Source organism: Streptomyces sp. NBC_01426 (assembly GCF_036231985.1).
GTDB lineage: Bacteria > Actinomycetota > Actinomycetes > Streptomycetales > Streptomycetaceae > Streptomyces.
The window spans coordinates 1263741-1287541 of record NZ_CP109500.1 but is presented as its reverse complement, the minus strand read 5'-3'; the positions used below and the strand labels follow the sequence as shown (position 1 = coordinate 1287541).

The window sequence follows — 23801 nt, the reverse complement described above, 5'->3', positions numbered from 1 at the left end:
CGGATGCAGGCATGGCGAGTACATACCCCCGGCGAGCCCCGCGAGGCCATGCGCCTCGAAGAGGTTCCCGAACCCATTCCCGGCGAGGGCGAGGTGCGCCTCAGGGTGCTCGCCGCCAACGTCAACTTCCCCGACGCCCTGCTCGTCCGCGGGCAGTACCAGATCACACCGCCGCTGCCCTTCACCCCGGGCGTGGAGATCTGCGGCGAGACCGAGGACGGGCGCCGCGTCATCGCCAACCCGAGCCTGCCCCACGGCGGCTTCGCCGAGTACGTCACCGCGCCCGCCCGCGCCCTGCTGCCCGCCCCGGACACCCTCGACGACGCCGAGGCCGCCGCCCTGCACATCGGCTACCAGACCGGCTGGTTCGGCCTGCACCGCCGGGCCCGCCTCCAGGCGGGGGAGACCCTGCTCGTCCACGCCGCCGCCGGTGGCGTCGGCAGCGCCGCCGTGCAGCTCGGCAAGGCCGCCGGGGCCACCGTCATCGGTGTGGTCGGCGGCAAGGCGAAGGTCCGCACCGCCGAGGAACTGGGCTGCGACCTCGTGATCGACCGCACGGCCGAGGACCTCGTCTCCCGCGTCAAGGAGTTCACCGGCGGACGAGGCGCCGACGTCGTCTACGACCCGGTCGGCGGCGCCGCCTACACCGCCTCCACCAAGTGCGTGGCCTTCGAGGGACGGATCGTCGTCGTCGGCTTCGCGAGCGGCACGATCCCCACCCCCGCCCTGAACCACGCCCTGGTGAAGAACTACGCGGTCCTCGGCCTGCACTGGGGGCTCTACGCCATCAAGGAACCCGCCTCCATCCTCGCCTGCCACACCGAACTCACCCGACTGGCCGCCGAGGGTGCCATCGCGCCGCTGGTCAGCGAACGCGTCCCCCTCGCCGCGGCCGCCGACGCCGTGCAACGCCTCGCCGACGGCGCCACCACCGGCCGCATCGTCGTGCTGCCCGCCCTGGACGGAGCCACCTCCCGATGACCACCGCCGACGAACTGCGCCTTCACGTGGCCGAGTTGCTCGCCGCGCACCCGCCCGCCGACACCCCCCGGGACGACTTCCTGCGTGCCCGTTTCGACGCCGGACTGGCCTGGGTCCACTACCCCGAAGGCCTCGGCGGCCTCGGTGTGCCCCGTTCGCTCCAGGCGCTCGTCGACAGCGCACTCGAAGCCGCCGGAGCACCCGACAACGACCCGCGCCGCATCGGCATCGGCCTCGGCATGGCCGCGCCCACGATCCTCGCGTACGGCACCGAGGAGCAGAAGCGCCGCTTCCTGCGCCCCCTGTGGGTGGGCGAGGAGGTCTGGTGCCAGCTCTTCAGCGAACCCGGCGCCGGCTCCGACCTCGCCGCGCTCGGCACCCGGGCGGTCCTCGACGAGGCCGCCGGCGAATGGGTGGTCGACGGCCAGAAGGTGTGGACCTCCAGCGCCCACACCGCCCGCTGGGCCATCCTGATCGCCCGCACCGACCCCGACCTGCCCAAGCACCAGGGCATCACCTACTTCCTCTGCGACATGCACGCCCCCGGCGTCGAGGTCCGGCCCCTGCGCCAGATCACCGGCGAGGCCGAGTTCAACGAGGTGTTCCTGACCGGCGTCCGCATCCCCGACGGCCACCGCCTCGGAGCCGTCGGCCAGGGGTGGGCCGTCGCCCGCACCACCCTCATGAACGAGCGCGTCTCCATCGGCGGCATGCGGATCCCGCGCGAGGGCGGCATGATCGCCCCCGTCGCCGCCACCTGGCGCGAACGCCCCGACCTGCGCACCCACGACCTCCACCACAGGCTCCTGGAGCTGTGGGTCGAGGCCGAGGTGGCCCGCCTCACCGGCGAGCGGCTGCGCCAACAACTCGTCGCCGGCCAACCCGGCCCCGAGGGCAGCGGCATGAAACTCACCTTCGCCCGCCTCAACCAGGAGATCAGCGCCCTGGAAGTGGAACTCCTCGGCGAGGAAGGCCTGTTGTACGAGGACTGGACCATGCGCCGGCCCGAGATCGTCGACTTCACCGGCCGCGACGCCGGATACCGCTACCTGCGCGCCAAGGGCAACAGCATCGAGGGCGGCACCAGCGAAATCCTCCTCAACATCGTCGCCGAACGCGTCCTCGGCCTGCCCGCCGAACCGCGCGACGACAAGGACCTCGCCTGGAAGGACCTGGCCCGATGACCAGCCCGCGCGCCCCCTTCGACCTGCTCTACTCCGAGACCGAGGAGGAGCTGAGGTCCGCCGTACGCTCCCTGCTCGCCGACCGCTGCGACCCCGCGAGCATCCTCGCGCGCGTCGAGACGGACCACCCCCACGACCCGCGGACCTGGCAGACCCTCGCCGCCGGGATCGGCGCGGCCGGACTGCTGGTGCCGGAGAAGCTCGGCGGCCAGGGCGCGAGCCACCGCGAGGCGGCCGTGGTCCTGGAGGAACTCGGCCGGGCCGTCGCCCCCGTCCCCTACCTGACCGCCGGGGTCCTCGCCGCGGAGATCCTGCTCGGCTGCGACCCCTCCTCGGACGCGGTGTCCGCCCTGCTGCGCCAGGTGGCCTCCGGCGAGCGGCTCTGCGTGCCCGCCGTGCCGCTGACCCTGGCGCCCGGGGCGCCCCTGCCCACCGGCGTGCGTGCCACCGGCGCGGGCACCCTGACCGGCTCCGTCACCTCCGTCGCCGACGCGGCCGCCGCCGACGTGCTGCTCGTCCTCGCCGACACCGGGCTGTACGCCGTCCCCGCCACCGAGGTCACCCTGACCCCGCTGGTCCCGCTCGACCTGACCCGCCCGCTCGCCGGCGTCACCCTCGACGGGGCCGCGGGCACCCGCCTGGCCGATGCCGCCACCGCGCGGGCCGCCGTCGCGGGCGCCCTGCTCAGCGGCGCCGGACTGCTGGCCTCCGAGCAACTCGGCCTCGCGCAGTGGTGCCTGACCGAGACCGTCGCGCATGTACGCGGCCGGCACCAGTTCAACCGTCCCATCGGGTCCTTCCAGGCCCTCAAACACCGCCTCGCCCGCCTCTGGCTCGACGTGGCCTCCGCCCGCGCGGCGGCCCGCGCCGCCGCCGACGCCCTCGCCACGGGCGCCCCGGACACGCCGCTCACCGTGGCCGTCGCCCAGGCGTACTGCTCGGGCGTCGCCGTCCGGGCGGCCGAGGAGTGCGTGCAACTGCACGGCGGCATCGGCATGACCTGGGAGCACCCCGCGCACCTCTACCTCAAGCGCGCCAAGGCGGACTCCCTGGCCCTCGGCACGGCGGGCCACCACCGCGGCCTGGTCGCGGAGTTCGCGGAACTCCCCGCCCCCGGCCCCCACCCGAGGACGCCGGCCGCCGGCCCGACCCCGTGAGGTGATCCCTATCCTCGTGGCATGACCGCCGCCATCACCCCGCTCACCCCCGCCGACCTGGCCGCGTACCGCGACGAGCTCGCCGATCTGCTCGTCGCGGTCGTCGCCGGGGGATCCTCCCTCGGTTTCCTGACCGGACTCGACCGCGCCGGGGCCGCCGCCTGGTGGGACGGGCTGCTGCCCGCCGTCGAGGACGGTTCCCTCGCGCTGTGGATCTCCCGCGACGGCGCCGACGGCCCCGTCGACGGCACGGTCGGCTGGTACCGGGAGTCGAAGCCCAACGGCCGTCACCGCGCCGAGGTCCGCAAGCTCATGGTCCACCCCGCCGCCCGCGGCCGGGGCACCGGCCGCGCGCTGCTCGCCGAGGCGGAACGGGCCGCGGCGCGGGCCGGCGTGGTCCTGCTGTTCCTGGACACCGAGACCGGCAGCGGGGCCGAGCAGGTCTACCGCTCCGCCGGATGGACCGAGGTCGGCACGATCCCCGACTACGCCACCGACCCGCACGGCCGGCTCCGCCCCACCACCCTCTTCTACAAGCACCCACAGGGGTGACCTCGCCCCTCGCGCCGCGTTAGTCCCCGTAGTCGCGGGACCACCGAGCGAGGGAGACCGTATGTACGCCGCACCGCCCGCACCACTCACCCGGCGCGCGCTCCTGCGTTCGGCCTTCACCGCGGCCGTGCTCGCCGGCACCGCCGCGGCCCTGGCACCCGTACTGCGCGCCCGGCGGCCGCGTCAGACGGTGACCCCGGCCCCGCTCGCCGAGGAGACCTACCGGGGCCGGCACATCGCCGTGGACCTCGCCGGCGTCCGCATCGACGGGCGCCCGCTGCACGTCATGCGCCGTGCGGACGGCAGCTACCTCAGCGGTGTCAACCACTTCCAGTCGTACGGAACCCCCATGGAACTGGCCCGCGCGGCCGTCGACGAACTGGGCACCAACCAGCTGGCGATGGCCGCCCCCCACCACGGCTGACGGCAGGAGCCCCGCGTTGTACACCCGGCAGAACCAGAAGAACCTGACCAGCGCCCAGAAGAAGCGGTTCACGGCGGCCGTGCTGGAGCTCAAGCGCAACGGCACCTACGACCAGTTCGTGCGCACCCACGACAAGTACTTCGTGCCCGACCGGGACCGAAAGCTCCGCGTCGGCCACATGTCCCCGTCGTTCTTCCCCTGGCACCGCCGCTACCTCCTCGAATTCGAGCGGCAGTTGAGGGCGGTCGACCCGGGCGTGTCCGTCCCGTACTGGGACTGGACCACCGACACCAGCCCCGTGTCCTCCCTCTGGGCCGATGACTTCCTCGGCGGTACCGGACGCGAGGGCGACCGGCAGGTGATGACCGGCCCCTTCGCCCACGCCAAGGGGAACTGGACGGTCACCGTCGGCATCACCGAGGCCGCCTACCTCACCCGCAACCTCGGGCGCCCGCAGAACCCGATCGCCCTGCCCACCCCCGCCGAACTCCGCTGGGCGATCGACGACCCCACCTACGACACCTCGCCCTGGGACTCCACGGCGAGCGCGGGCGGCTTCCGCAACAAGCTGGAGGGCTGGGCCGCCCCGAAGAGCGAACGGTGGCGCAACCACAACAAGGTGCACCAGTGGATCGGCGGCCACATGACCGGCGGCACGGCCCCCAACGACCCCGCGTTCTGGCTCCACCACGCCTTCGTGGACCTCATCTGGGACCGCTGGCAGCAGCGGCACCCGAACTCCGGCTACCTGCCCGCCGCCCCGCTCGCCCTGGGCGACCTCCAGCGCGGCCGGGTCATCTCCCTGGACGAGCCGATGCCCCCGTGGGACGTCACCCCGCGCGAGATGCTCGGCCACCAGGGCCTGTACCGCTACGAATGACCCGCCCGGCCCCACGGGGAAGGGCCCCCGCCGCACGGCGGGGGCCCTTCGTCACTCGGCCTTCAGGGCAGGCGATCAGCCGCCGTAGCCCGCGGTGTGGTGCTGGGCGCCGCCACCCGACTGGTTGATGCAGGTGTTGCCGAACGCCGGGTTCAGCAGACCGATCACGTTGATCGTGTTGCCGCAGACGTTGACGGGGACGTGCACCGGGACCTGGACCAGGTTGCCCGACAGGACACCGGGGGAGCCGACAGCCGCACCGTGCGCTCCGGCATCGGCGACTGCCAGACCCGCACCGGCAGCGATGCTGCTACCGGCGACAGCGGTGATGGCGAATGCCTTCGCGATACGCGACATCAAGATCTCCTCGTGGGAAATAGGGGGGCGCCACGGAATCCGTGGCCTTTGACATGGCATACAACGCGGAGAGGGCCGCGGGGTCACGGGCGCGACACCCACCCGGTGGCGGAACATCGCACGGACGCACCCGTACGGGTCGATCCCGGCCGCCGCGACCCGCCCCGGCCCCGCCCCGGCCCGCACGCCCGCGCGCACCGGTTCGGCCGGCCGGTGGAGCCGGGCCCGCGCCGGCCGGGTCACGCCTTGTCACCCGTCGCGAGGCTGTGCGACCGTGCCCCGGAGGACGGATTCCGGCGGCCGGCGCACGTCACCCCAGGAGGACACGATGAGCTCAGCGGGCGGCGCCCGACCTCGGGTCGCGATCGGGAGCGGTGTGCTCGAAGGCCGCGTGGAGAGCGACGGGAGCGCCGTCTTCCGCGGCATCCCGTACGCCGCGCCGCCGGTCGGAGCCCTGCGCTTCGCGGAGCCCGCGCCCCCGGCCCGCTGGGACGGCGTCCGCGACGCGGGCGCGTTCGGACCCACCGCGCCGAAGGTCGCCTACCCGGATCGGTTCGCGGCCCTGCTCCCCGACCCGGACGTCCCCGGCGACGACTGCCTGAACCTCAACGTGTGGACCCCCGAGCCGACGGCCGGGGCCCGACTGCCGGTCATGGTGTGGATCCACGGCGGCGCCCTCACCCGGGGATCCACCGCGGTGCCCGTCTACGACGGCGCGGCCTTCGCCCGGGACGGCGTCGTGCTCGTCTCGGTCAACTACCGGCTCGGTGTCCTCGGGTACGGGCTCTTCCCCGACGCCCCCGCCAACCGCGGCCTGCTCGACCAGATCGCCGCCCTCACCTGGGTCCGGGACAACATCGCGGCCTTCGGCGGGGACCCCGAGCGGGTCACGGTGTTCGGCGAGTCCGCCGGGGCCATCAGCATCGGAGCCCTGCTCGCCGCACCCCGGGCGGCGGGGCTGTTCGCCCGGGCCGTCCTGCAGAGCGGCGCACCCGAGGTGATGCCCCGGGACCGGGTCCGCCCGATGGTCCGCAGGATGGTCTCGCTGCTCAAGGTGCCGGCCACCGCGCGGGCCTTCGCCGATGTCGCCCTGCCCGACCTGCTCGCCGCGCAGGAGGCGGTGTCGCGCCGGTCGAGCCCGGTCACCGGCGGCCCCGCCTTCGGGCTGGTCGCCGACCCGGGCACGCTCCCCGAGGACCCCCTCGCCGCCGTCGCCCCGGACGTGCCGCTGCTGTTGGGCTGGACCGCCGAGGAGCACCGGCTCTGGCTGGCGCCCACCGGGGCGATGCGAGTCCTGGAGCGGATGGGCCCGCTCGCCGTGGAACTGGCACGCGTCCGCGCCGGCAAGGGCCGGGACGCGGTACGGGCCCTGCGCGCGGAACGCCCCGCCGCCGGCCCCGCCGACCTCGCCGGGCACCTGCTCACGGACCGGCTCCTGCGGGATCCGCTGCGGCGCCTCGCCGGATCCCGCCGGGAGGCTCCGAGCCACCTCTACGAGTTCCGGTGGCCCAGCGGGATTCCCGGGCTCGGCGCCTGCCACGCCCTGGAGCTGGGCTTCGTGTTCGACACCCTCCACAAGCCGGAATCCTCCTGGCTGGCCGGGCCCGACGCGCCCCAGGCCCTCGCGGACGAGATGCACGCGGCCTGGGTCCGCTTCGCCGTCACGGGCGACCCGGGCTGGGCGCCGTGGGACGGCGACGGCCCGCCGAAGGTGTTCGGCGGGCCGGAGCGCGAGGAGCGGGCGTCGGAGCGCGCCGTGGGCGTCGCTCCGTAGATCGGTCGTTACTCGACCGGTCCCTCCATCACCTTGCTGATGAACTGGATCGGTCCCTCGCCCATGTTCGGGACGTACGTCTTGGCGTTGTGCTGACCGTTGGGGATGACCCTCAGGCTGGTGTGGACGGGCCCCTTGCCGTAGGTGGCGATGAACTTCTTCACGTCCGGCAGGGTCTTCTTGTTGTTCTCGTTGTCGCCGACCTGGAACGCGAGGTAGACGTCCGGGCCCTTCTTCTCGATCAGCTGCTTGGCGAGCAGCTCCGGGTTGTTCTCCGCCTTCTCCTTCTCGTGGCCCCTCCACAGCGAGGAGTCGGGCACGATGTCCGGGCCGGAGCAGATCGCGGCCTTGAACTTCTCCGGGTACTTCAGCACGGCCTTGAGGCTGGCGAAGCCGCCGGTGGAGGAGCCCATGTAGGCCCAGCCGTCCCTCGACTTGACGGTGCGGAAGTTCTGCCGCATCAGGTCCGGGACGTCATCGGTGAGCCAGGTGCCCATCTTGGGCTGGGCGGGGATGTCCGAGCCGTCCCAGTAGATGCCCTTGTCGTCGGGACCCGGGTTCAGCACGGGCATGGCGAGGATGAACGGCTTGCTCTTCCCCTCGCTGTACCACTTGCTGATGCTGTTCTGGAGGCCGAGGTCGGTGCCCATCCAGTAGTTGGTCGGGTAGCCGGCGCCACCGGGCAGGGCGATCATGACGGGGAAGCCGCTCTTGGCGAACTTGGGGTCGTTGTACTCCTTCGGAGCCCAGACCCACACCTTGCCCTTGAAGCCGGACTTCTTGCCGTCCAGCGTGGTGACGGCCACGTGCGTGCCGTCGGCCAGCGTCATGGAGTTCTTGAACTGCGCCTTCGGGCCCGTGGGCATCGACATCTTCGAGGTCGCCGGCGGCTTGGCGGCTTCCTCGTTCTTGCCGTCGGGAGCGCCGCCGAAGGAGACGTCCTTGCCCTTGTCGCTGAAGGGCGGTATCTCGAAGTGGCTCATCACGAGCGCCGCGACGCCACCGAGCGCGAGGACGGTGGTGCCCGCGATCAGCCAGCGCTTGACCTTGGACTTGCGCCGGGGCGGCTCGTCGTACGGGGGCTCGTCGTACGACTGCTGTCCGTACTGCGCGTCGGGCCCGCCGTAGGGAGGCTGTTGGGCGCCGTACTGACCGTTGTACGGGGCGCCGCCCCCGTCCCCGTACGGACCGCCCTGGCCGCCGTACTGGCCGCCCTGCCCGCCCTGGGGTCGGCCCTGGGCGTCGTACTGCGGCTGCCCGTACGGCTGCCCGTACTGCGGCTGCCGGCCGGGACCGCCGCCCTGCTGCTGGCCGTGAGGCGGCCGGGGCTGCTGCGGCGGCTGCCCTTCAGGCCGATACGGCGGCTGGTACTGCGGCCCGTCGGGTGCGTACGACATGTGCGGTGGCTCTCCGGCTGCTGCTGCCCCGTCGGGGCGAGGTTTGACTGCTTCCGTTCGAATGATGAACGAAAGTGCTCCGAGGTTCCGCATTTTAACTTCTCTTGACATTCCGCAGGGACGGTCATTGCTCGTCCCCAGGAAGGTGTGTGGAGTTCCCGTTCTGTTCGCCGGCCATCCCTGGCCCATGCACATGCCGCTGGGTATGGTGCGTCCGCGCCGCCGCCACCCCCCCCCCGCATGCCCGGAGGTATGTCCCGTGTTTGGCATGTCCCTTTCACGTCCCCGCCGCTCGACCGCCCTGGCCTCCGCCTTCGGCGTGACCGTCGCGGGCATCGCCGCATGGGCGGGCATCGCAGCCGCCCAGCCCGCCCACGCGGCCGCCCTCCCCGCCCCCGACCACGTCGTCGTCGTGGTCTTCGAGAACCACGCCTACAACCAGGTCATCGGCAGCTCCAGCGCGCCCTACATCAACGCGCTGAAGACCGGTGGAGCCAACCTCACCCAGTCCTACGGCATCACCCACCCCAGTCAGCCGAACTACCTCCAGCTCTTCTCGGGCTCGAACCAGGGGGTCACCGGCGACAGTTGCTACACCCCCGGCTTCAGCTCCGCACCCAACCTCGCCTCCGAACTGATCGCCGCCGGCAAGAGCTGGGCCAGCTACAACGAGACCCTCCCCGCCCAGGGCTCCACCACGTGCAGCAGCGGCAACTACGCCCGCAAGCACAACCCCTGGTTCGCGTTCTCCAACGTGCCGACCTCCACCGCCAAGACCATGACCCAGTTCCCGACGAACTTCACCACCCTGCCCAAGGTGTCCTTCGTCGTCCCGAACCTCTGCAACGACATGCACGACTGCTCCGTCGGCACCGGCGACACCTGGCTCAAGAACAACCTCAAGCCCTACGCGGACTGGGCCAAGACCCACAACAGCCTCCTCGTCGTCACCTTCGACGAGGACAACAGGCTCGCCGGGAACAAGATCCCGACCGTGCTCTACGGCCAACCCGTCACCCCGGGCAGCACCTCCGCCACCACCTACAACCACTACGACGTGCTGCGCACCCTGGAGGGCCTGGCCGGGCTGACTACCCACGCCGGCAACGCCGCCGGCGCCCAGGACATCACCGGGATCTGGGCCTCCTGACCATGTACGTCGCGGACAGTCGCGGAACCCCCGCGCCCGCCGTGCCCCCCGAGTCGCCGACCGTCGCCCCGGGCACCCGCCCGGGGCGGCGCGCCGCGCTCGCCCCCACGGTCCTCGCCCTCGGCACGGTCAGCCTGATCACCGACGTCTCCTCCGAGATGGTCACGGCCGTGCTGCCGCTCTACCTCGTCGCGGGACTCGGCCTCTCCCCGCTCGGCTTCGGACTGCTCGACGGCCTCTACAACGGCGTCAGCGCCCTGGTCCGGCTCACCGGGGGCCACCTCGGAGACCGCTTCGGCCGTCACAAGCTCCTCGCCGGGCTCGGCTACGGACTCTCCGCCCTCTGCAAACCGCTGCTGCTGCTCGCGCACACCCTGCCCGCCATCGGGATCGTGCTCGCGCTCGACCGCACCGGCAAGGGCCTGCGCACCGCCCCGCGCGACGCGCTGATCTCCCTCTCCGCGACGCCCGGGGAACGCGGCCGGGCCTTCGGCGTCCACCGGGCCATGGACACCGCCGGCGCGTTGATCGGGCCGATCCTCGCCTTCCTCATCCTGCGCGGCGCCGCCGAGGGCTACGACGCCGTGTTCACCGTCAGCGCCTGCGTGGCCGCGCTCGGCGTCCTGGTCCTGGTGCTCTTCGTACCCGGCCGGCGCACCACCCCCGCCCCGGCCGCCGAACCCGTCTCGCTGCGCGCCGCCCTCGCACTGATGCGCCGCCGCGACCTGCGCCGCATCGGCCTCTGCGCCCTGCTCCTGGGGCTGTGCACGGTCAGCGACGCCTTCGTGTTCCTGCTGCTCCAGCGGGCCACCGGACTCGCGGACCGCTGGTTCGCGCTGCTGCCGCTCGGCACCGCGGCCGCCTTCTTCCTGCTGGCGCTGCCGCTCGGCCGGCTCGCCGACCGCATCGGCCGCGGGCGCGTCTTCCTCGGCGGGCACCTCGCGCTCCTCGCCGTGTACGGGCTCCTGTTGACCGGCGGCGGACACCCCGCCCTGCCCTACGCGGTGCTCCTGCTGCACGGCGGCTTCTACGCCGCGACCGACGGGGTGCTGATGGCGGCCGCCGCCGACGCGGTCCCCGAGGAACACCGCGGCGGCGGGCTCGCCCTCGTCCAGACCGGACAGGCCCTCGCCCGGTTCGCCGCCTCGCTCGGCTTCGGCGCGGCCTGGACCGCCTGGGGCGCCCGCCCGGCGCTCCTCGTCGCGGCCGCCCTGCTGGCCGCGGTCGTCGCCGGGTGCGTCCGACTGCGGCCCTCGCACCACTGATCCCCCACCCCGAAAGGCCCCCATGACCCTCCAGCGCCGGATCCTGATCCTCGTCTCCGCCGTCGTGCTCCTCGCCGTCGTGGGGGCGCTCGCCGTCGTACGGGCCTCCACGCGCGCCGAGGAGAAGAACCGGACCCGGGCGGGCGGGCCCCCGGTCAGCCGAGGCGAGGTCTCGCTCGACCGGGGCGACGCCGGGGCGCGGATCGTCTTCCGGAACATGGCCTGGGGTCCGCACCGCGACGAGCTGGCCACCGCCGCGGCCACCGCACCCGACGGCCCCCGCACCGCGTCCGGCGTGAGCTGCCTGCGCTTCCACTCCGCCGCGGGCACCGGAATCTGCCTCCAGGCCGTCAAGGGCGGGGTTCAGGACACCTACCGGGCCGTCGTGCTCGACGCCCGTCTCCACGAGGTGTCCGCCCGCCCGCTGGCGGGCATCCCCACCCGGGCCCGGGTCTCGCCCGGCGGCCGGCTCGCCGCCTGGACGGTCTTCGTCGGCGGTGACTCGTACGCGGGCACGAACTTCTCCACCCGGACCTCGCTCCTCGACCTGCGCACCGGCCGGTTCGACGCCTCGCTGGAGGACTTCGCCATCCGCAAGGACGGGAAGGCCTACCGGAACGCCGACGTCAATTTCTGGGGCGTCACCTTCGCCGCCGACGAGCGGACCTTCTACGCGACGCTCGCGACGGGCGGACGGACCCACCTGGTCCGCGGGGACGTGGTCGAGCGGACCGTGACCACGCTCCGGGAGAACGTGGAGTGTCCGTCCCTGTCGCCCGACGGGACCCGGCTCGTGTTCAAGAAGCGGGTGCCCGGCCTGGCGGCCGACGCGCCCTGGAGGCTGTACGCCCTGGATCTCGCGTCCATGTGGGAGACCCCGCTCGCCGAGGACCGCAGCGTGGACGACCAGGTGGTGTGGCGCGACGGCCGGACCGTCGTCTACTCCCTTCCCGGGGACTTCGGAGCCGACCTGTACACCGTGCCGGCCGACGGCACCGGGGCCCCGGCCCGTCTCATGGCCTCGGCCCTCGCCCCGGCCTTCCTCGGCTGACGGCCGAGGGGAACGGAACGAGGGCCCGGGAACGAGGGGTCGGTGGCGGTGGCGGTGGCGGTGGCACGGGGCCGGCGCGCCGACCCCGGGAGCGCTACGCCGGGATCAGCGTCTTGCGGCGCCGTTTGCGGGGCGCCGCGCCCGAGACCCTGAGCTCGATGATCGACCGCACGGTCGGCCACTCCTCGTCGAGGATCGAGTAGAAGGCCGTACTGCGCACCGCGCCGTCCAGCCCCCGTGAGTGGGCCCGTCGGACCCCCTCCGAGGTGAATCCGAGGCGCTCCATCGCGGCCCGCGAGCGGCCGTTGCGGGCGTCCGCGCGCAGGGAGACGCGGCGCACGCCCCAGGTCTCGAAGGCGTGGCGGAGCATGAGCAGCTTCGCCTCGGTGTTGATGCCGGTGCCCTGGGCGCCCGGCGACAGCCAGGTGTTGCCGATCTCGGCGGCATCGGGGATCGCGGTCGCCGGGTCGCCGAACGGGACCCCGGGCACCGCGGGCCACACGAGCGGCCCCTGCCAGTAGTCGAGTTCCAGGAACCGGGTCGAACCGACGACCCGCCCGTCCGTGGCTCTGACCACGGCGAACGGGAGCGATCGACCCGCCGCCTGATCGGCGAGGGCACGGTCGATGTACTCGTGGGACGCCTGCAACCCGTGCGGTACGGGAGTGAAGGCGTAAGTCGTACGATCCTCGGCCCCGGCCATGGCCAAGGCCTCGGTGTGGTGGGGGGCGAGGGGCTCAAGCCGCACGCTGCGGCCGGCGAGGAGTACGGGTACGGGCACGGAGCCTTCGGTCCTTCTGGGCGGTGGGGTGGTTGCACAGTCTGCGCTCCTGACGTCACCCCCCGCGCAAAACGCGAGTGAAAGGCAACGGGCTGTCAGGTGAACGCGAGTGGCTCAATGTAGCCCCTCGAAGTCCTCTCATGAACCCCCTGAATGGCAACGTCGCGGCCACGTTTTTCGATCAGTTCCGTCCCCGGGGCGCGGAGCCCGCAACCCTGATCCACGGACAACCGTTCCACCGCTCGACACGGACCGCCCGGCCGGCCGAACCGGCCCCGACCCGAGGCCGTGGCAGGGCCCCTGACCTGCGAAGACGCCGGGTGATCCGCGCGCCTGCGGCGGCGGCTGCGAAGGCTCGCTCCGCGGACGATCACGCCGCGCGCCCCGACACCTCAGGGCATCGAACAGGCGGTCGCCGGCGGAGTGTGCGCGGGCGGGCGGATCGCGAGGGCGCCCCGTTGCTCCACCCGGGTCGCACGCGGGCCCGATCACGTCCCGACGAGCCCCCGGGGACGCCCCCGCGCCCCGGTCCGGCGCGCCCCTCGGCGCGGTGAGTGGTCGACCGGGCGCGCGCGTCCGGTCGCAGGGGAGCGGGCCCGCGCGGGCCGTCGTAACGTCAGGGGGAACCGCTGTCGGAGATCGGGAGGATCCCATGCTGCGAGGTCTCGCCACGCTCAGTTTCTGGGCGCACGACCTGGACGCCGCGAAGCGCTGGTACACCGAGCTGCTGGGGATCGAGCCGTACTTCGAGCGCCCCGGATACGTGGAGTTCCGGATCGGCGACCGGCAGGACGAACTGGGGATCATCGATGCCCGGTACGCCCCGCCCGGCGCCGTCATCGGGACCCCCTCCGGGGTCGTCGCGTACTGGCACGTGGACGATCTGCCGGCGACCCGCCGCAGGCTCCTGGAGCTGGGGGCCAAGGAGTACCAACCGATCACGGAGTGGGGCGATGCCGGCTTCGCGACCGCCTCGGTGATCGATCCCTTCGGCAATGTGCTCGGCGTCATGTACAACCCGCACTACGTGGAGATCACGGAGGGTTCGGAGCCCGCCTGAGGCCCTTCGCGCGACTGCGCGGCCGCCTGAGATCATCGGGGCATGGACGACGTACTGCGGCGGCTGGCCTCCGTCGGGCCCTTCTTCACCGTGCCGTACGGGAAGGAGCCGCCCGGCCCCGGTTTCCGCCCGCTCGACGCGTTGTACACGGAGCACCTCGACCCGTACGTGAACGAGGTGGGACGACGCATCCGCAGCGGGCCCGGCCGGGTGGCGGCCTCCACCGCGCAGTTCGGGATCGCCTCGCGACTCTGGTCGCTCGGGCTCGGCTGCGCCGCTCTGGCCGGGCGGGTGCCGGACCTGGCGCCCGACCGGGTCTGGTGGCGGCTGCCCGGAGCCGGCTCGCTGGAACTGTGGCTGCCCGGACCCGGGGAGGGCGCCCTGCCCGCCGAGGCGCTCGGCGACACCGTGCTCGGGAACCTGGCGGCACTGGACGCGCCGCTGCGCGCCCGGTTCGGGGTGTCCGCCAGGGTGTTGCGCGGCAACACCGCCTCCGGGCTGGTCGGGGCGCTGCGGGTGCTGCTCGACCGGGTGCCCGGCGGCCCGGCCGTGGCCCTGGTCGACGCGCTGCTGTCCGAGGACGGGGCGCTCGGCGGGACGGGCACCTTCGTGTACGAGGAAGGGCTCGGGGCGGCCTTCCTGCGCCGCAGTTGCTGCCTCTACTACAAGGTGCCGGGCGGCGGCCTCTGCGGGGACTGCGTGCTGCGCTCGCGCGGCCCGAAACGGAACGGGGCCATCGGGGAGTAGGCGTACCGCTCCCCGATGGCCCCGGCGACATCGCGCCGTCCTGTGTGACCGGCGCCGGTCACCCGGATTTCCGACTAGAAGGTCAGGTTCCAGGCGTCGATCTTGCCGGTGTCGCCCCCGGCGTTGTCGTTCACGCGCAGCTTCCAGGTGCCGTTCGCGACCTCGGAGGAGGCGTTGACGGTGTAGGTCTGCGCGATGTTGTCGGCGCTGCCGCCGGCCCGGTTGTGCACGGTGTAGACCGTGCCGTCCGGGGCGATCAGGTCGACCTTGAGGTCACCGGTGTAGGTGTGCTTGACGTCCACGCCCACCTTGAGGGTGGCCGGGGCGTTGCCCGTGACCCCGCTGACGGTGATCGGGCTCTCGACGGTCGCGTTGTCGGCGATCGCGAAGTCGGCCTGGTTCTCGAAGTACTTGCCGGCCGGCGGAGTGGAGCCGCCGACCGCCTTCAGCGCGTCGACCTGACCCTCGCCGAAGAAGCCGTTCTTGGTGGTGGTGCCGGTGCAGCGGCTGTCCGAGGGGCAGGCGACGTCGTTGGCCTGGGTGGCCAGCTTGTCGCGGATCTGCGCCGGGGTGATGCCCGGGTTGGCGCTCGCGAGGAGCGCGGCCACACCCGCGACGTGCGGGGAGGCCATCGAGGTGCCGCTCATGGTGCCGTACTTGCCGCCCGGCTGGGTGCTGTAGATGCCGGTGGCGTCGCCGCCCGGGGCCGTCACGTCGATGACGTTCAGGCCGTAGTTGGAGTACGAGGCCTTCGCGGTGGTGCCCATCGCCGACACCGTGACCACGCCGGGGAGTTCGGTCGGGATGTCCAGGCAGGCGTTGGTGATGGTGCGGGTGACCGGCGTCGAGTCGTTCGGACTCTCGGTGTCGGTCTTCTTGTTGGCCAGGTCGATGTTGGAGTTGCCCGCGGCCGCGACCTGGAGCGAACCCTTGCCCTCCGCGTACTCCTGGGCGCGCTTGACGCCCTCGATGATCGCGGCCTGGTCGGCGTTGTCCGGGCAGTTGAACTGCCAGGGGTCCGTGTAGTAGCTGTTGTTGGTGACCTTGAAGCCGTGGTCACCGGCCCACATGAACCCGCAGACGGTGTTCTCGGCGAAGAACAGCGAGGAGCCGGGCTCGGCGATGCGCACCGAGGAGATCTTCACGCCCGGGGCCACACCGACGACACCCTTGCCGTTCTTGGCCGCCGCGACGGTGCCCGCCACGTGCGTGCCGTGGGTGCCGACGTCACGCCAGGCCCCGGTACGGGTGTCCGGCTTGCCGTAGGCGCAGGAGGCGGAGTCCGCCGCGTTGAAGTTCGGCGCCAGGTCCTGGTGCTGGTCGTCCACACCGGTGTCCAGGATGCCGACCTTGACCGAGGCGGAGCCGGTGGTGACGGCCCAGGCCTGGTCGGCCTTGATCTGCGCCATGTCCGCGCGGACCGGTTCGCCCGCCGGGGTCGTGGACTGCGCGGGGTTGGCGGGCAGCGCCGGGTTGTAGGCGTCGGCCGGCACGTCGGAGGTGCGGGTGGCGCCGACCTGCTGGACCCCGCTCACGCCGCGCATCGTCGAGGCGAAGGTGCCGGACGCGGAGTGGGCGACGATCACACCGATGGCGTCGTAGGACTGGAAGACCGTGCCGCCGTTGGAGGCGACGGCCGACCGGACCGCCGAGGTGTCACCGGGAGTGGTGATCACGAGGTAGGCGCGGGTGCCGGCAACCCAGGTCGCACTCTGGGAAGTCGGCGCCGCCGCCGGGGCCACGGCCTTGGCAGCCGGGGCGGACGGAGAGACGGGGGCGGTGCCGGCGAGCGCGGCGGGGGCCCCGAAGGTGAGAGCGGCGCCGAGGGCGGCCGCCAGCACCAAGGCACGTCGAGGTCGGCTGGATATGTGGGGTATCAATGCGTCCTCCGATGACCCGGTGGTGCGGGTGGCACCTATCGGGTCGTACGAAACGAGTGGTGGACGCAAGATGTCAGACGCCTGGCCCGGTAGGGAAGTACCTTTTACCGCAGGCAAGTTGATGATCTTGTGGCTGAAAATCGCCGTACCGTACCGGTTTTCGTCGCCCGATGCGGGAGCGAACCGCGAACTCCGCCGCGAGCGGCCGGATCTCGCCCTGTCCGGCGCGCGGGCCGGGCCGTCGACCCGCCGGGCGGCGGCCCCTGCGGCGGTGCGCCGGCGGGCCGGAGGCCGGGGGCGGATCCGGTCAGCGGGGCGACGGGTTCGCCCCTGCACACCAGCGGGTCCCCTCGTGCGAGGGGACCCGCTGGTGTGCAGGGGCGAGGTGCGGGCCGGCCGGGTCGGGCACCGTGGGGGCGAGCCCCGCCCGGCCGGCCCCGGGGGAGGGCCGGCGTCGCGCCGGGCCCACCCCCTCACGGGCGTTCCGGTCAGACCGGGACGCCGTCCTTGTCGCTGCCCGACTGGACGGGTACGGCGGTCGGTTCCCCGGCGGGATCCGTCGCGTGCGCGTCGTCGACCAGCGTGGTCTCGTCGAAGGGGAGGCGGCCCGCGAGGACTTCGGTCGCGCGCTCGCGGTCGAACTCCTTGGTCCACGTCCCGATCAGCACCGTCGCGACGGCGTTGCCGGCGAAGTTGGTCAGCGCCCGCGCCTCGCTCATGAACCGGTCGATGCCCACGATCAGGCCGACTCCGTCCACCAGCTCCGGCCGGTGGGACTGGAGGCCGCCGGCCAGGGTGGCCAGACCCGCGCCGGTCACCCCGGCCGCGCCCTTCGAGGCGATGATCATGAACAGCAGCAGCGAGATCTGCTCGCCCAGCGCGAGCGGCTTGCCCATCGCCTCCGCGACGAACAGCGAGGACATCGTCAGGTAGATCGCGGTCCCGTCCAGGTTGAAGGAGTAGCCCGTCGGCACCGTGATGCCGACCACCGGTCGAGAGACCCCGACGTGCTCCATCTTCGCGATCAACCTCGGCAGCGCCGACTCGGAGGAGGACGTCGACAGGATCAGCAGGAACTCCCGACCGAGATAGCGCAGCAGGGAGAACACGTTGATGCCCGTGCACACCCGCAGCAGCGTGCCCAGCACCACGAACACGAACAGCAGACAGGTCGTGTAGAAACCGATCATGATCACGGCCAGGGACTTCAACGCGTCGATGCCGGTGGCCCCGACCACCGCCGCGATCGCCCCGAAGGCACCCACCGGCGCCGCCCACATGATCATCGCCAGTACCCGGAAGACCAGCTTCTGGATGTGACCGATCCCGCGCAGCACCGGCTCGCCCGAGCGCCCCATGGCCTGGAGGGCGAAACCGCAGAGCAGTGCCACCAGCAGCGTCTGGAGCACCTCGCCCCCGGTGAAGGCGGACACCATCGTGGTCGGGATGATCCCCAGCAGGAACTCCTGTGTGCTCTCCGCCCCGCCCGCCTTGGCCTGTGCCTCGCCGGCGCTGCGCGCCGCCTCGGTCAGGTGCAGTCCGCTGCCCGGCTCCAGCAGGTTCCCCACCAGCAGGCCGATGGCCAACGCCACCGTGGACATGACCATGAAGTAGCCGAGGGCCAGACCGCCGACCGCGCCCACCTTCGCGGCCTTGCGCACCGAGCCGATGCCCAGCACGATCGTGCAGAAGATCACGGGCGAGATCATCATCTTGATGAGGTTGACGAAGCCGGTGCCCAGCGGCTTCAGCTCGACGGCCACGCCGGGGGCGGCGAAGCCCACGGCGATGCCGAGCAGCACCGCGGCGATCACCGCGATGTAGAGATAGTGGGTCTTGTCGCGCCTGGCGGCCACGATGCCTCCTGGTGGTGATTGCGTTCCGGGAGACCATCGCCCAGCCTGTGACCCCGGTCACCCTTGCGTTCATTGAGTTCACGGCCGGGTGCAGACTGAGCGCCATGTTCCGCTTCCCCCGACCGCCGCGCAGCCTCGCCGGCCAGCTCTTCGCCATGCAGGTGTTGCTGGTCGCCGTCGTCCTCGCCGGCTGCGCGGTCTTCGCCTACGCGACCGCCCGCGGCCAGGCCGAGGAGGCCGCCCGCCTCCAGGCCGGGGCCGTCGCCCGCGCGGTCGCCGACTCGCCCTCGGTGGTCGAGGCGGTACGGGGCGCCGGACGCGGGACCGACCCGTCGGCGGCGCTCCAGCCCTACGCGGAACGGGTGCGGGTCGACTCGGGCGTGGACTTCGTGACGATCATGTCCCCGGAGGGGGTGCGCTGGACCCACCGCGACCCGCGCCGCATCGGCGAACCCTTCCTCGGGAACACCGCCCCGGCGCTGCGGGGCGAAACCTTCGGCGAGACCTACACCGGCACCCTCGGTCCCTCGATCCGCGTGGTCACCCCGCTGCTGGACGACGGGCGGGTCGTGGGCATGGTCAGCGCGGGCATCACCGTCCGTGCGATCAGCGACCGGCTGGCCGGGCAGCTCTCGGCCCTCGTGTGGGTCGCGGCCGGCGCCCTCGCCCTCGGCGGCGTGGGGACGTACGTCGTCAACGCCCGACTGCGCCGGCACACCCACGGCATGAACGCCGCCGAGCTGAGCCGTGTGTACGACTACCACCAGGCGGCCCTCCACGGGGTGCGGGAGGGCCTGCTGATGCTCGACGGGCGGCGCCGGATCACCCTGATCAACGACGCGGGCCGCGAACTGCTCGGCCTGTCCGGCGAGGTCAGGGGCACCGGGGTCGCCGACCTCGCCCTGCCCGCGCCCCTCACCGGAGCCCTGCTCGCGGACCGGCCCCGGGTGGACGAGGTGCACCTGACCGCGGACCGGGTCCTGGTGGTCAACAGTTCCCCCGTGGCGGGCGGTGGCCGCCGGGGTACCGTGGTCACCTTGCGCGACCACACCGAACTCCAGTCGCTCGCGGGGGAGTTGGACAATGAGCGGAGATTCACCGAAGCGCTGCGCTCGCAGGCCCACGAGGCGGCCAACCGGCTGCACACCGTGGTCTCCCTCATCGAACTCGGCCGCGCGGACGAGGCGGTGGAGTTCGCCACCGCCGAACTGGAGCTGGCCCAGGCCCTCACCGACGAGGTGGTCACCGCCGTCGGCGAACCCGTGCTGGTGGCCCTGCTGCTCGGCAAGGCCGCGCAGGCACACGAGCGCGGGGTCGAGCTGATCGTCACCCCGGACAGCAGCGCCGTCGACACGGGCCCCGGGTCGCCGCCGGCGCGGGACCTCGTCACGGTGCTCGGCAACCTCGTCGACAACGCCGTCGAGGCGCTCACGGGCACCCGGGGCGGGCGGGTCGCCGTCACGGTCCGGCCCGACGGCGAACAGATCCTGATCCGGGTCGCCGACAACGGCCCCGGGCTGCCCGAGGGCGCCGGCGCCGACGTCTTCCGGCGCGGCTGGTCCGGCAAGGGGGAGGGGCGCGGGCTCGGCCTCGCGCTGGTCCGTCAGGTGGCCCACCGCAACGGCGGCAGCGCGGACGCCGCCCGCGGCGCGGACGGGGGCGCCGAGTTCACCGTACGACTCCCCGTGCGCCGCGAGGTGCGGGCATGAGCGCCCCCGCGGTGCGGGTCCTGGTGGTCGAGGACGACCCGGTGGCCGCCGACGCGCACACGCTCTACGTCGACCGGGTGCCCGGCTTCACCGCCGTCGCCGCCGTCCACTCACTGGCCGAGGCCACCCGCGTACTGGAACGGACCCGGATCGACCTGCTGCTCCTCGACCTGACCCTGCCCGACGGCCACGGGCTGCGCTTCGCGCGCGGACTGCGGGCGGCGGGGCACCCCGTGGACGTGATCGTGGTGACCTCGGCGCGGGACCTGGCCGTGGTCCGCGAGAGCGTCTCGCTCGGGGTCGTGCAGTACGTGCTGAAACCCTTTGCGTTCCCGACCCTGCGCGAACGCCTGCTGCGCTACGCCGAGTTCCGTGCGACGGCGGGGGAGGCGGCCGGTCAGGACGACGTCGATCGGGCGATGGCCGCCCTGCGCGCACCCCGCCCGGCGGAACTCCCCAAAGGCCTCAGCGCCCCGACCCTGGACAGGGTCGCGGCGCTGCTGCGTACGGCCGACGACGGGCTGACCGCCGCCGGGGCGGCCGAGGCGGCCGGGATCTCCCGGATCACCGCCCGCCGCTACCTGGAGCACCTGGTGGACACCGGTCGCGCGGACCGGACCCCCCGGTACGGCCAGGTGGGCCGCCCCGAACTGCGTTACCGCTGGCTCGCGGAGACCGGCTCGGTGTCGAAGGTGTAGAACTTCCGGTGGTCCAGCATGTCGGCCGGGGTCACGTCGTTCCACGGCCGCATCGTGTCGTTGAGGTCCACGACGTTGGTGGTGCCGGCAGCCGGCAGGTACGTGGACTGCGGGTGCCTGGCCTGCCAGTCGGCCCACAGCTTGTCGATGTACGCGTGGTGCATCCAGAACACCGGGTCGTTCGGGGAGACGCCGGTGGCCATCTGACCGCCGACCCAGACGTGCACCCGGTTGTGGAGGTTGGCGCCGCGCCAGCCCTCCAGGTTGTTGCGGAAGCCGTTCGAGGCGCTGTTCCAGGGGGCCATGTCGTACACCGGCATGGCCAGTACGGCTTCCACCTCGGCCTTGGTGGGCAGTTCGGCCACACCGGTGCCGAGGGCGCGCCGCAGGTAGGACCGGCCGTCCACCCGGACGTCTATGTTCCACTTGCCCGTCGCGTAGGCGAACGGCCCGTCGAGGACCTGCCCGTCCCGGGCCCGACCCGTACCGCCGAGGAAGTCGGCGGCCCAGAGGGAGGAGCGGGTGGTGCGGTCCGTCGTCCAGTCCCAATAGGGAAGGGAAACGCTCTTGTCCACGACCTGGAGCGCCGCTTCGAACTCCAGGAGAAACCGGCGGTGCCAGGGGAGGAAGGACGGGGACCGGTGACCGACCCGGTCACCGGAGTCGGTGTCGCTCATGATGAAGCCGTTGTGCGTGGTCACGAAGCGGTCGTAGCGACCGGTGCGCTTCAGTTCGAGCAGCGCGTTGGTGAAGGCGCGCTTCTCCTCGGACGTGAGCGAGGCCTGGTTCTTGCGCACGGTCATCACATGCCGCCCATCGGGACGAGGGTCGCGCCCTGGAGCTCGCGCACGGCGGCGCGGGCGAGCGAGATCGGGGTGGCGAAGGTCTCGTAGTGGTTGACCACGCTGATCCAGCTGCCGTCGGCGTTCTGCATCACGTGGAGTTCGCTGCCGTCTATGCGGACGGTGGGAAGGCCGGGCGAGTGGTGGCCGCCGTGGTGACCGCCGCCGGTGGCGGCGGCGGTGATCTGTATGCGGCGTCCCTTGTAGACCTCGTCGACCGTGCCGGCGGGTATCGCGGCGCGGGAGTCGGTGCCGGCCGCGTACGCGGTGGCGCCCGCGAGGCCGATGACGGAGAGTGCGCCGGCAGTGGTACCCAAGGCCTGCCTGCGGGTGATCTTGTTCATGCCCGAAGAACTATCAGGCGAGCGGGGCCAGTTGACCGCTATCCGGACATCGAAGGATAAGTTTCACATCGAACGAATGGGGCGTTCTTCCCGTTCGAGCCGAGTTCGATGGTCCGAACAGGAAGATCTGCGTCAGTAAGTCTACTCGCCAGTAATTCTTTCGGCGTCTCGCGGTTCTCATGAGCGGGATCACACCGGAGAGTCGGCCGGAAGGTGTGGCGAAACGCCGCTCTCGACGCCGCTTGGGGTTGCCGCGGGGTCGCCTCGGGGTCGCCTTGGGAACTAAAAGCCCGATATCGTCCTATAGTCCCGACATGGCCCTGCATGAGACGAAGGACGCATCCGCCACCGACTCCGACACGGACGTGTTCGCGTCCGTCCTGAGCGGGCAGGTTCTCCCCAAGTACCGGATGCCCGAGGACCACTCATCCACCGAGGTGGTCTACGAGCTGATCAGCAACGAGCTGCTCCTCGACGGCAACGCGGCCCAGAACCTGGCCACCTTCTGCACCACCTGGTCCGACGACGGCGTCCACCGCCTGATGAACCTGTGCCTCGACAAGAACATGATCGACAAGGACGAGTACCCGCAGACGGCCGAGATCGAGGCCCGCTGCGTCAACATCCTCGCCGACCTGTGGAACGCCCCGGAGGGGACCACCGGCACCGGCTGCTCCACCACCGGCTCCAGCGAGGCCGCCATGCTCGGCGGACTCGCCCTCAAATGGCGTTGGCGCGCGGCCCGCGAGGCCGCCGGATTGCCCACCGACCGACCCAACCTGGTGTGCGGGCCGGTGCAGATCTGCTGGGACAAGTTCGCCCGCTACTTCGACGTCGAACTCCGCCAGGTCCCCCTGGAGCCGGGCGCCACCGGCCTGCGGCCGCATCAGCTCGCCGATCACGTCGACGAGAACACCATCGGTGTCGTCGCCATCCTCGGCGTCACCTACACCTGTGACTACGAACCCGTCGCCGAGATCGCCGCCGAACTCGATCGGATCCAGCAGACCCGCGGCTGGGACGTGCCCATCCACGTGGACGCCGCCAGCGGCGGCTTCGTCGCGCCCTTCCTCCACCCCGACGTGGTGTGGGACTTCCGGCTGCCGCGCGTGGCCTCGGTCAACACCTCGGGACACAAGTACGGGCTCGCGCCCCTCGGCGTCGGCTGGATCGTCTGGCGCACCGCCGACCTGTTGCCCGCCGACCTCGTCTTCGACGTGGACTACCTCGGCGGCGACATGCCGACCTTCGCCCTCAACTTCTCCCGCCCGGGCGGCGAGATCATCGCCCAGTACTACCTGTTCCTGCGCCTGGGCAAGGGCGGCTACCGGCGCGTCCAACAGGCCTGCGCCGACACCGCCCAGTACCTGGCCGGCGAGATCGCCGGGATGGGCCCCTTCACCCTGCTCTACGACGGGCGCGGCGCGCTGCCCGCCGTCTCCTACACCCTCGCAGACCCGGACGGTGCGGGCTTCACCCTCTACGACCTCTCCGACCGGCTGCGGATGCGCGGCTGGCAGGTGCCCTCGTACCCGCTGCCGGCCGACCGCGACGACACCGTGATCCAACGCGTGCTGATCCGGCACGGGGTGACGCGCGATCAGATCGCCCTCTTGGTCACCGATCTGAAGGCGGCCGTCGAGCACCTGGTCAAGCACCCGCAGCCCGTTCCCACCACCGAGCCCCGGTCCGGGTTCCACCACTGACGGCGG

The 23801-nt window shown here is 72.4% G+C and carries 22 protein-coding genes; 15 read left to right on the top strand and 7 right to left on the bottom strand.

Annotated features, from left to right (window positions below; translation table 11 throughout):
* The first annotated feature begins 3 nt into the window (after positions 1–3).
* The 6 genes from OG906_RS05760 (at position 4) to OG906_RS05735 (ending at position 5178) form a co-directional block, all read left to right on the top strand.
* Complete coding sequence (locus OG906_RS05760) at positions 4–981, top strand: NADPH:quinone oxidoreductase family protein (RefSeq protein ID WP_267800953.1); 978 nt, start codon at positions 4–6, stop codon at positions 979–981.
* Positions 978–2165, top strand: a complete 1188-nt coding sequence (locus tag OG906_RS05755; protein WP_329440630.1) for an acyl-CoA dehydrogenase family protein — start codon at positions 978–980, stop codon at positions 2163–2165. The genes OG906_RS05760 and OG906_RS05755 overlap by 4 nt, the downstream gene beginning before the upstream one ends.
* On the top strand, positions 2162–3322 hold the full coding sequence (locus tag OG906_RS05750; RefSeq protein WP_329440628.1) for an acyl-CoA dehydrogenase family protein: 1161 nt from the start codon (positions 2162–2164) through the stop codon (positions 3320–3322). Before OG906_RS05755 ends, OG906_RS05750 begins: the two co-directional genes overlap by 4 nt.
* Positions 3323–3343: 21 nt before the next feature.
* Positions 3344–3874: a GNAT family N-acetyltransferase gene (locus OG906_RS05745; RefSeq protein ID WP_329440626.1), complete on the top strand. Its 531-nt coding sequence runs from the start codon at positions 3344–3346 to the stop codon at positions 3872–3874.
* A 61-nt stretch (positions 3875–3935) separates the two neighbouring features.
* On the top strand, positions 3936–4298 hold the full coding sequence (locus OG906_RS05740) for a tyrosinase family oxidase copper chaperone (protein ID WP_329440624.1): 363 nt from the start codon (positions 3936–3938) through the stop codon (positions 4296–4298).
* Between the two features lie 16 nt (positions 4299–4314).
* Complete coding sequence (locus tag OG906_RS05735) at positions 4315–5178, top strand: tyrosinase family protein (protein ID WP_329440622.1); 864 nt, start codon at positions 4315–4317, stop codon at positions 5176–5178.
* A 75-nt stretch (positions 5179–5253) separates the two neighbouring features.
* Here OG906_RS05735 and OG906_RS05730 read toward each other — a convergent pair whose 3' ends face one another.
* On the bottom strand, positions 5254–5535 hold the full coding sequence (locus OG906_RS05730; RefSeq protein ID WP_266952516.1) for a chaplin: 282 nt from the start codon (positions 5533–5535) through the stop codon (positions 5254–5256).
* A gap of 328 nt (positions 5536–5863) precedes the next feature.
* On the opposite strand from OG906_RS05730, the gene OG906_RS05725 reads away from it, so the two are divergent.
* Positions 5864–7309, top strand: coding sequence for a carboxylesterase/lipase family protein (locus OG906_RS05725; protein WP_329440619.1), 1446 nt, complete (start codon positions 5864–5866; stop codon positions 7307–7309).
* Between the two features lie 8 nt (positions 7310–7317).
* On the opposite strand, the gene OG906_RS05720 is transcribed toward OG906_RS05725, so the two are convergent.
* Positions 7318–8706: an alpha/beta hydrolase gene (locus tag OG906_RS05720; protein WP_329440617.1), complete on the bottom strand. Its 1389-nt coding sequence runs from the start codon at positions 8704–8706 to the stop codon at positions 7318–7320.
* 268 nt (positions 8707–8974) lie between these two features.
* Here OG906_RS05720 and OG906_RS05715 point away from each other — a divergent pair, with 268 nt between their 5' ends.
* The 3 genes from OG906_RS05715 to OG906_RS05705 are packed head-to-tail and all read left to right on the top strand — an operon-like array spanning position 8975 to position 12172.
* The gene (locus tag OG906_RS05715) at positions 8975–9856 is read left to right on the top strand and encodes an alkaline phosphatase family protein (RefSeq protein WP_329440615.1); all 882 of its coding nucleotides are present in this window, start codon (positions 8975–8977) and stop codon (positions 9854–9856) included.
* 2 nt (positions 9857–9858) lie between these two features.
* Positions 9859–11121 (top strand): MFS transporter, encoded by a 1263-nt coding sequence (locus OG906_RS05710; RefSeq protein WP_329440614.1) that lies wholly within the window; start codon positions 9859–9861, stop codon positions 11119–11121.
* A gap of 22 nt (positions 11122–11143) precedes the next feature.
* Positions 11144–12172, top strand: coding sequence for a TolB family protein (locus OG906_RS05705; RefSeq protein ID WP_329440612.1), 1029 nt, complete (start codon positions 11144–11146; stop codon positions 12170–12172).
* Positions 12173–12266: 94 nt separating this feature from the next.
* On the opposite strand, the gene OG906_RS05700 is transcribed toward OG906_RS05705, so the two are convergent.
* Complete coding sequence (locus OG906_RS05700; protein ID WP_267829111.1) at positions 12267–12953, bottom strand: GNAT family N-acetyltransferase; 687 nt, start codon at positions 12951–12953, stop codon at positions 12267–12269.
* A gap of 652 nt (positions 12954–13605) precedes the next feature.
* Here OG906_RS05700 and OG906_RS05695 point away from each other — a divergent pair.
* Both OG906_RS05695 and OG906_RS05690 read left to right on the top strand, forming a co-directional pair.
* The gene (locus tag OG906_RS05695; RefSeq protein WP_329440607.1) at positions 13606–14013 is read left to right on the top strand and encodes a VOC family protein; all 408 of its coding nucleotides are present in this window, start codon (positions 13606–13608) and stop codon (positions 14011–14013) included.
* A gap of 42 nt (positions 14014–14055) precedes the next feature.
* The gene (locus tag OG906_RS05690) at positions 14056–14760 is read left to right on the top strand and encodes a (2Fe-2S)-binding protein (protein WP_329440604.1); all 705 of its coding nucleotides are present in this window, start codon (positions 14056–14058) and stop codon (positions 14758–14760) included.
* A gap of 74 nt (positions 14761–14834) precedes the next feature.
* On the opposite strand, the gene OG906_RS05685 is transcribed toward OG906_RS05690, so the two are convergent.
* Positions 14835–16601 (bottom strand): S8 family serine peptidase, encoded by a 1767-nt coding sequence (locus OG906_RS05685; protein ID WP_329440602.1) that lies wholly within the window; start codon positions 16599–16601, stop codon positions 14835–14837.
* A gap of 527 nt (positions 16602–17128) precedes the next feature.
* Entirely contained in the window at positions 17129–18496 is a 1368-nt protein-coding gene (locus tag OG906_RS05680; RefSeq protein ID WP_267803048.1) for a cation:dicarboxylate symporter family transporter, read from the bottom strand.
* Positions 18497–18600: 104 nt separating this feature from the next.
* Between OG906_RS05680 and OG906_RS05675 the strand changes: the two genes are divergently transcribed.
* Together OG906_RS05675 and OG906_RS05670 are read left to right on the top strand one after the other, a co-directional pair.
* Complete coding sequence (locus tag OG906_RS05675) at positions 18601–20205, top strand: sensor histidine kinase (protein ID WP_329440600.1); 1605 nt, start codon at positions 18601–18603, stop codon at positions 20203–20205.
* Positions 20202–20903, top strand: coding sequence for a response regulator (locus OG906_RS05670; protein WP_329440598.1), 702 nt, complete (start codon positions 20202–20204; stop codon positions 20901–20903). Before OG906_RS05675 ends, OG906_RS05670 begins: the two co-directional genes overlap by 4 nt.
* Here OG906_RS05670 and melC2 read toward each other — a convergent pair.
* Both melC2 and melC1 read right to left on the bottom strand, forming a co-directional pair.
* Positions 20861–21706, bottom strand: a complete 846-nt coding sequence (gene melC2, locus OG906_RS05665) for a tyrosinase MelC2 (RefSeq protein ID WP_329440597.1) — start codon at positions 21704–21706, stop codon at positions 20861–20863. The genes OG906_RS05670 and melC2 overlap by 43 nt on opposite strands.
* Positions 21706–22089, bottom strand: coding sequence for an apotyrosinase chaperone MelC1 (gene melC1, locus OG906_RS05660; RefSeq protein WP_329440595.1), 384 nt, complete (start codon positions 22087–22089; stop codon positions 21706–21708). The genes melC2 and melC1 overlap by 1 nt, the downstream gene beginning before the upstream one ends.
* Positions 22090–22403: 314 nt before the next feature.
* Between melC1 and OG906_RS05655 the strand changes: the two genes are divergently transcribed.
* On the top strand, positions 22404–23795 hold the full coding sequence (locus OG906_RS05655) for a glutamate decarboxylase (RefSeq protein WP_329440593.1): 1392 nt from the start codon (positions 22404–22406) through the stop codon (positions 23793–23795).
* Positions 23796–23801: the final 6 nt, after the last annotated feature.

Coding starts and splice junctions, on each gene's coding strand:
- melC2 (WP_329440597.1), bottom strand. CDS start 21,706: ATGACCGTGCGCAAGAACCAGGCCTCGCTCACGTCCGAGGAGAAGCGC.
- OG906_RS05705 (WP_329440612.1), top strand. CDS start 11,144: ATGACCCTCCAGCGCCGGATCCTGATCCTCGTCTCCGCCGTCGTGCTC.
- OG906_RS05675 (WP_329440600.1), top strand. CDS start 18,601: ATGTTCCGCTTCCCCCGACCGCCGCGCAGCCTCGCCGGCCAGCTCTTC.
- melC1 (WP_329440595.1), bottom strand. CDS start 22,089: ATGAACAAGATCACCCGCAGGCAGGCCTTGGGTACCACTGCCGGCGCA.
- OG906_RS05670 (WP_329440598.1), top strand. CDS start 20,202: ATGAGCGCCCCCGCGGTGCGGGTCCTGGTGGTCGAGGACGACCCGGTG.
- OG906_RS05760 (WP_267800953.1), top strand. CDS start 4: ATGCAGGCATGGCGAGTACATACCCCCGGCGAGCCCCGCGAGGCCATG.
- OG906_RS05740 (WP_329440624.1), top strand. CDS start 3,936: ATGTACGCCGCACCGCCCGCACCACTCACCCGGCGCGCGCTCCTGCGT.
- OG906_RS05745 (WP_329440626.1), top strand. CDS start 3,344: ATGACCGCCGCCATCACCCCGCTCACCCCCGCCGACCTGGCCGCGTAC.
- OG906_RS05720 (WP_329440617.1), bottom strand. CDS start 8,706: ATGTCGTACGCACCCGACGGGCCGCAGTACCAGCCGCCGTATCGGCCT.
- OG906_RS05755 (WP_329440630.1), top strand. CDS start 978: ATGACCACCGCCGACGAACTGCGCCTTCACGTGGCCGAGTTGCTCGCC.
- OG906_RS05725 (WP_329440619.1), top strand. CDS start 5,864: ATGAGCTCAGCGGGCGGCGCCCGACCTCGGGTCGCGATCGGGAGCGGT.
- OG906_RS05655 (WP_329440593.1), top strand. CDS start 22,404: ATGGCCCTGCATGAGACGAAGGACGCATCCGCCACCGACTCCGACACG.
- OG906_RS05690 (WP_329440604.1), top strand. CDS start 14,056: ATGGACGACGTACTGCGGCGGCTGGCCTCCGTCGGGCCCTTCTTCACC.
- OG906_RS05710 (WP_329440614.1), top strand. CDS start 9,859: ATGTACGTCGCGGACAGTCGCGGAACCCCCGCGCCCGCCGTGCCCCCC.
- OG906_RS05750 (WP_329440628.1), top strand. CDS start 2,162: ATGACCAGCCCGCGCGCCCCCTTCGACCTGCTCTACTCCGAGACCGAG.
- OG906_RS05730 (WP_266952516.1), bottom strand. CDS start 5,535: ATGTCGCGTATCGCGAAGGCATTCGCCATCACCGCTGTCGCCGGTAGC.
- OG906_RS05715 (WP_329440615.1), top strand. CDS start 8,975: ATGTCCCTTTCACGTCCCCGCCGCTCGACCGCCCTGGCCTCCGCCTTC.
- OG906_RS05695 (WP_329440607.1), top strand. CDS start 13,606: ATGCTGCGAGGTCTCGCCACGCTCAGTTTCTGGGCGCACGACCTGGAC.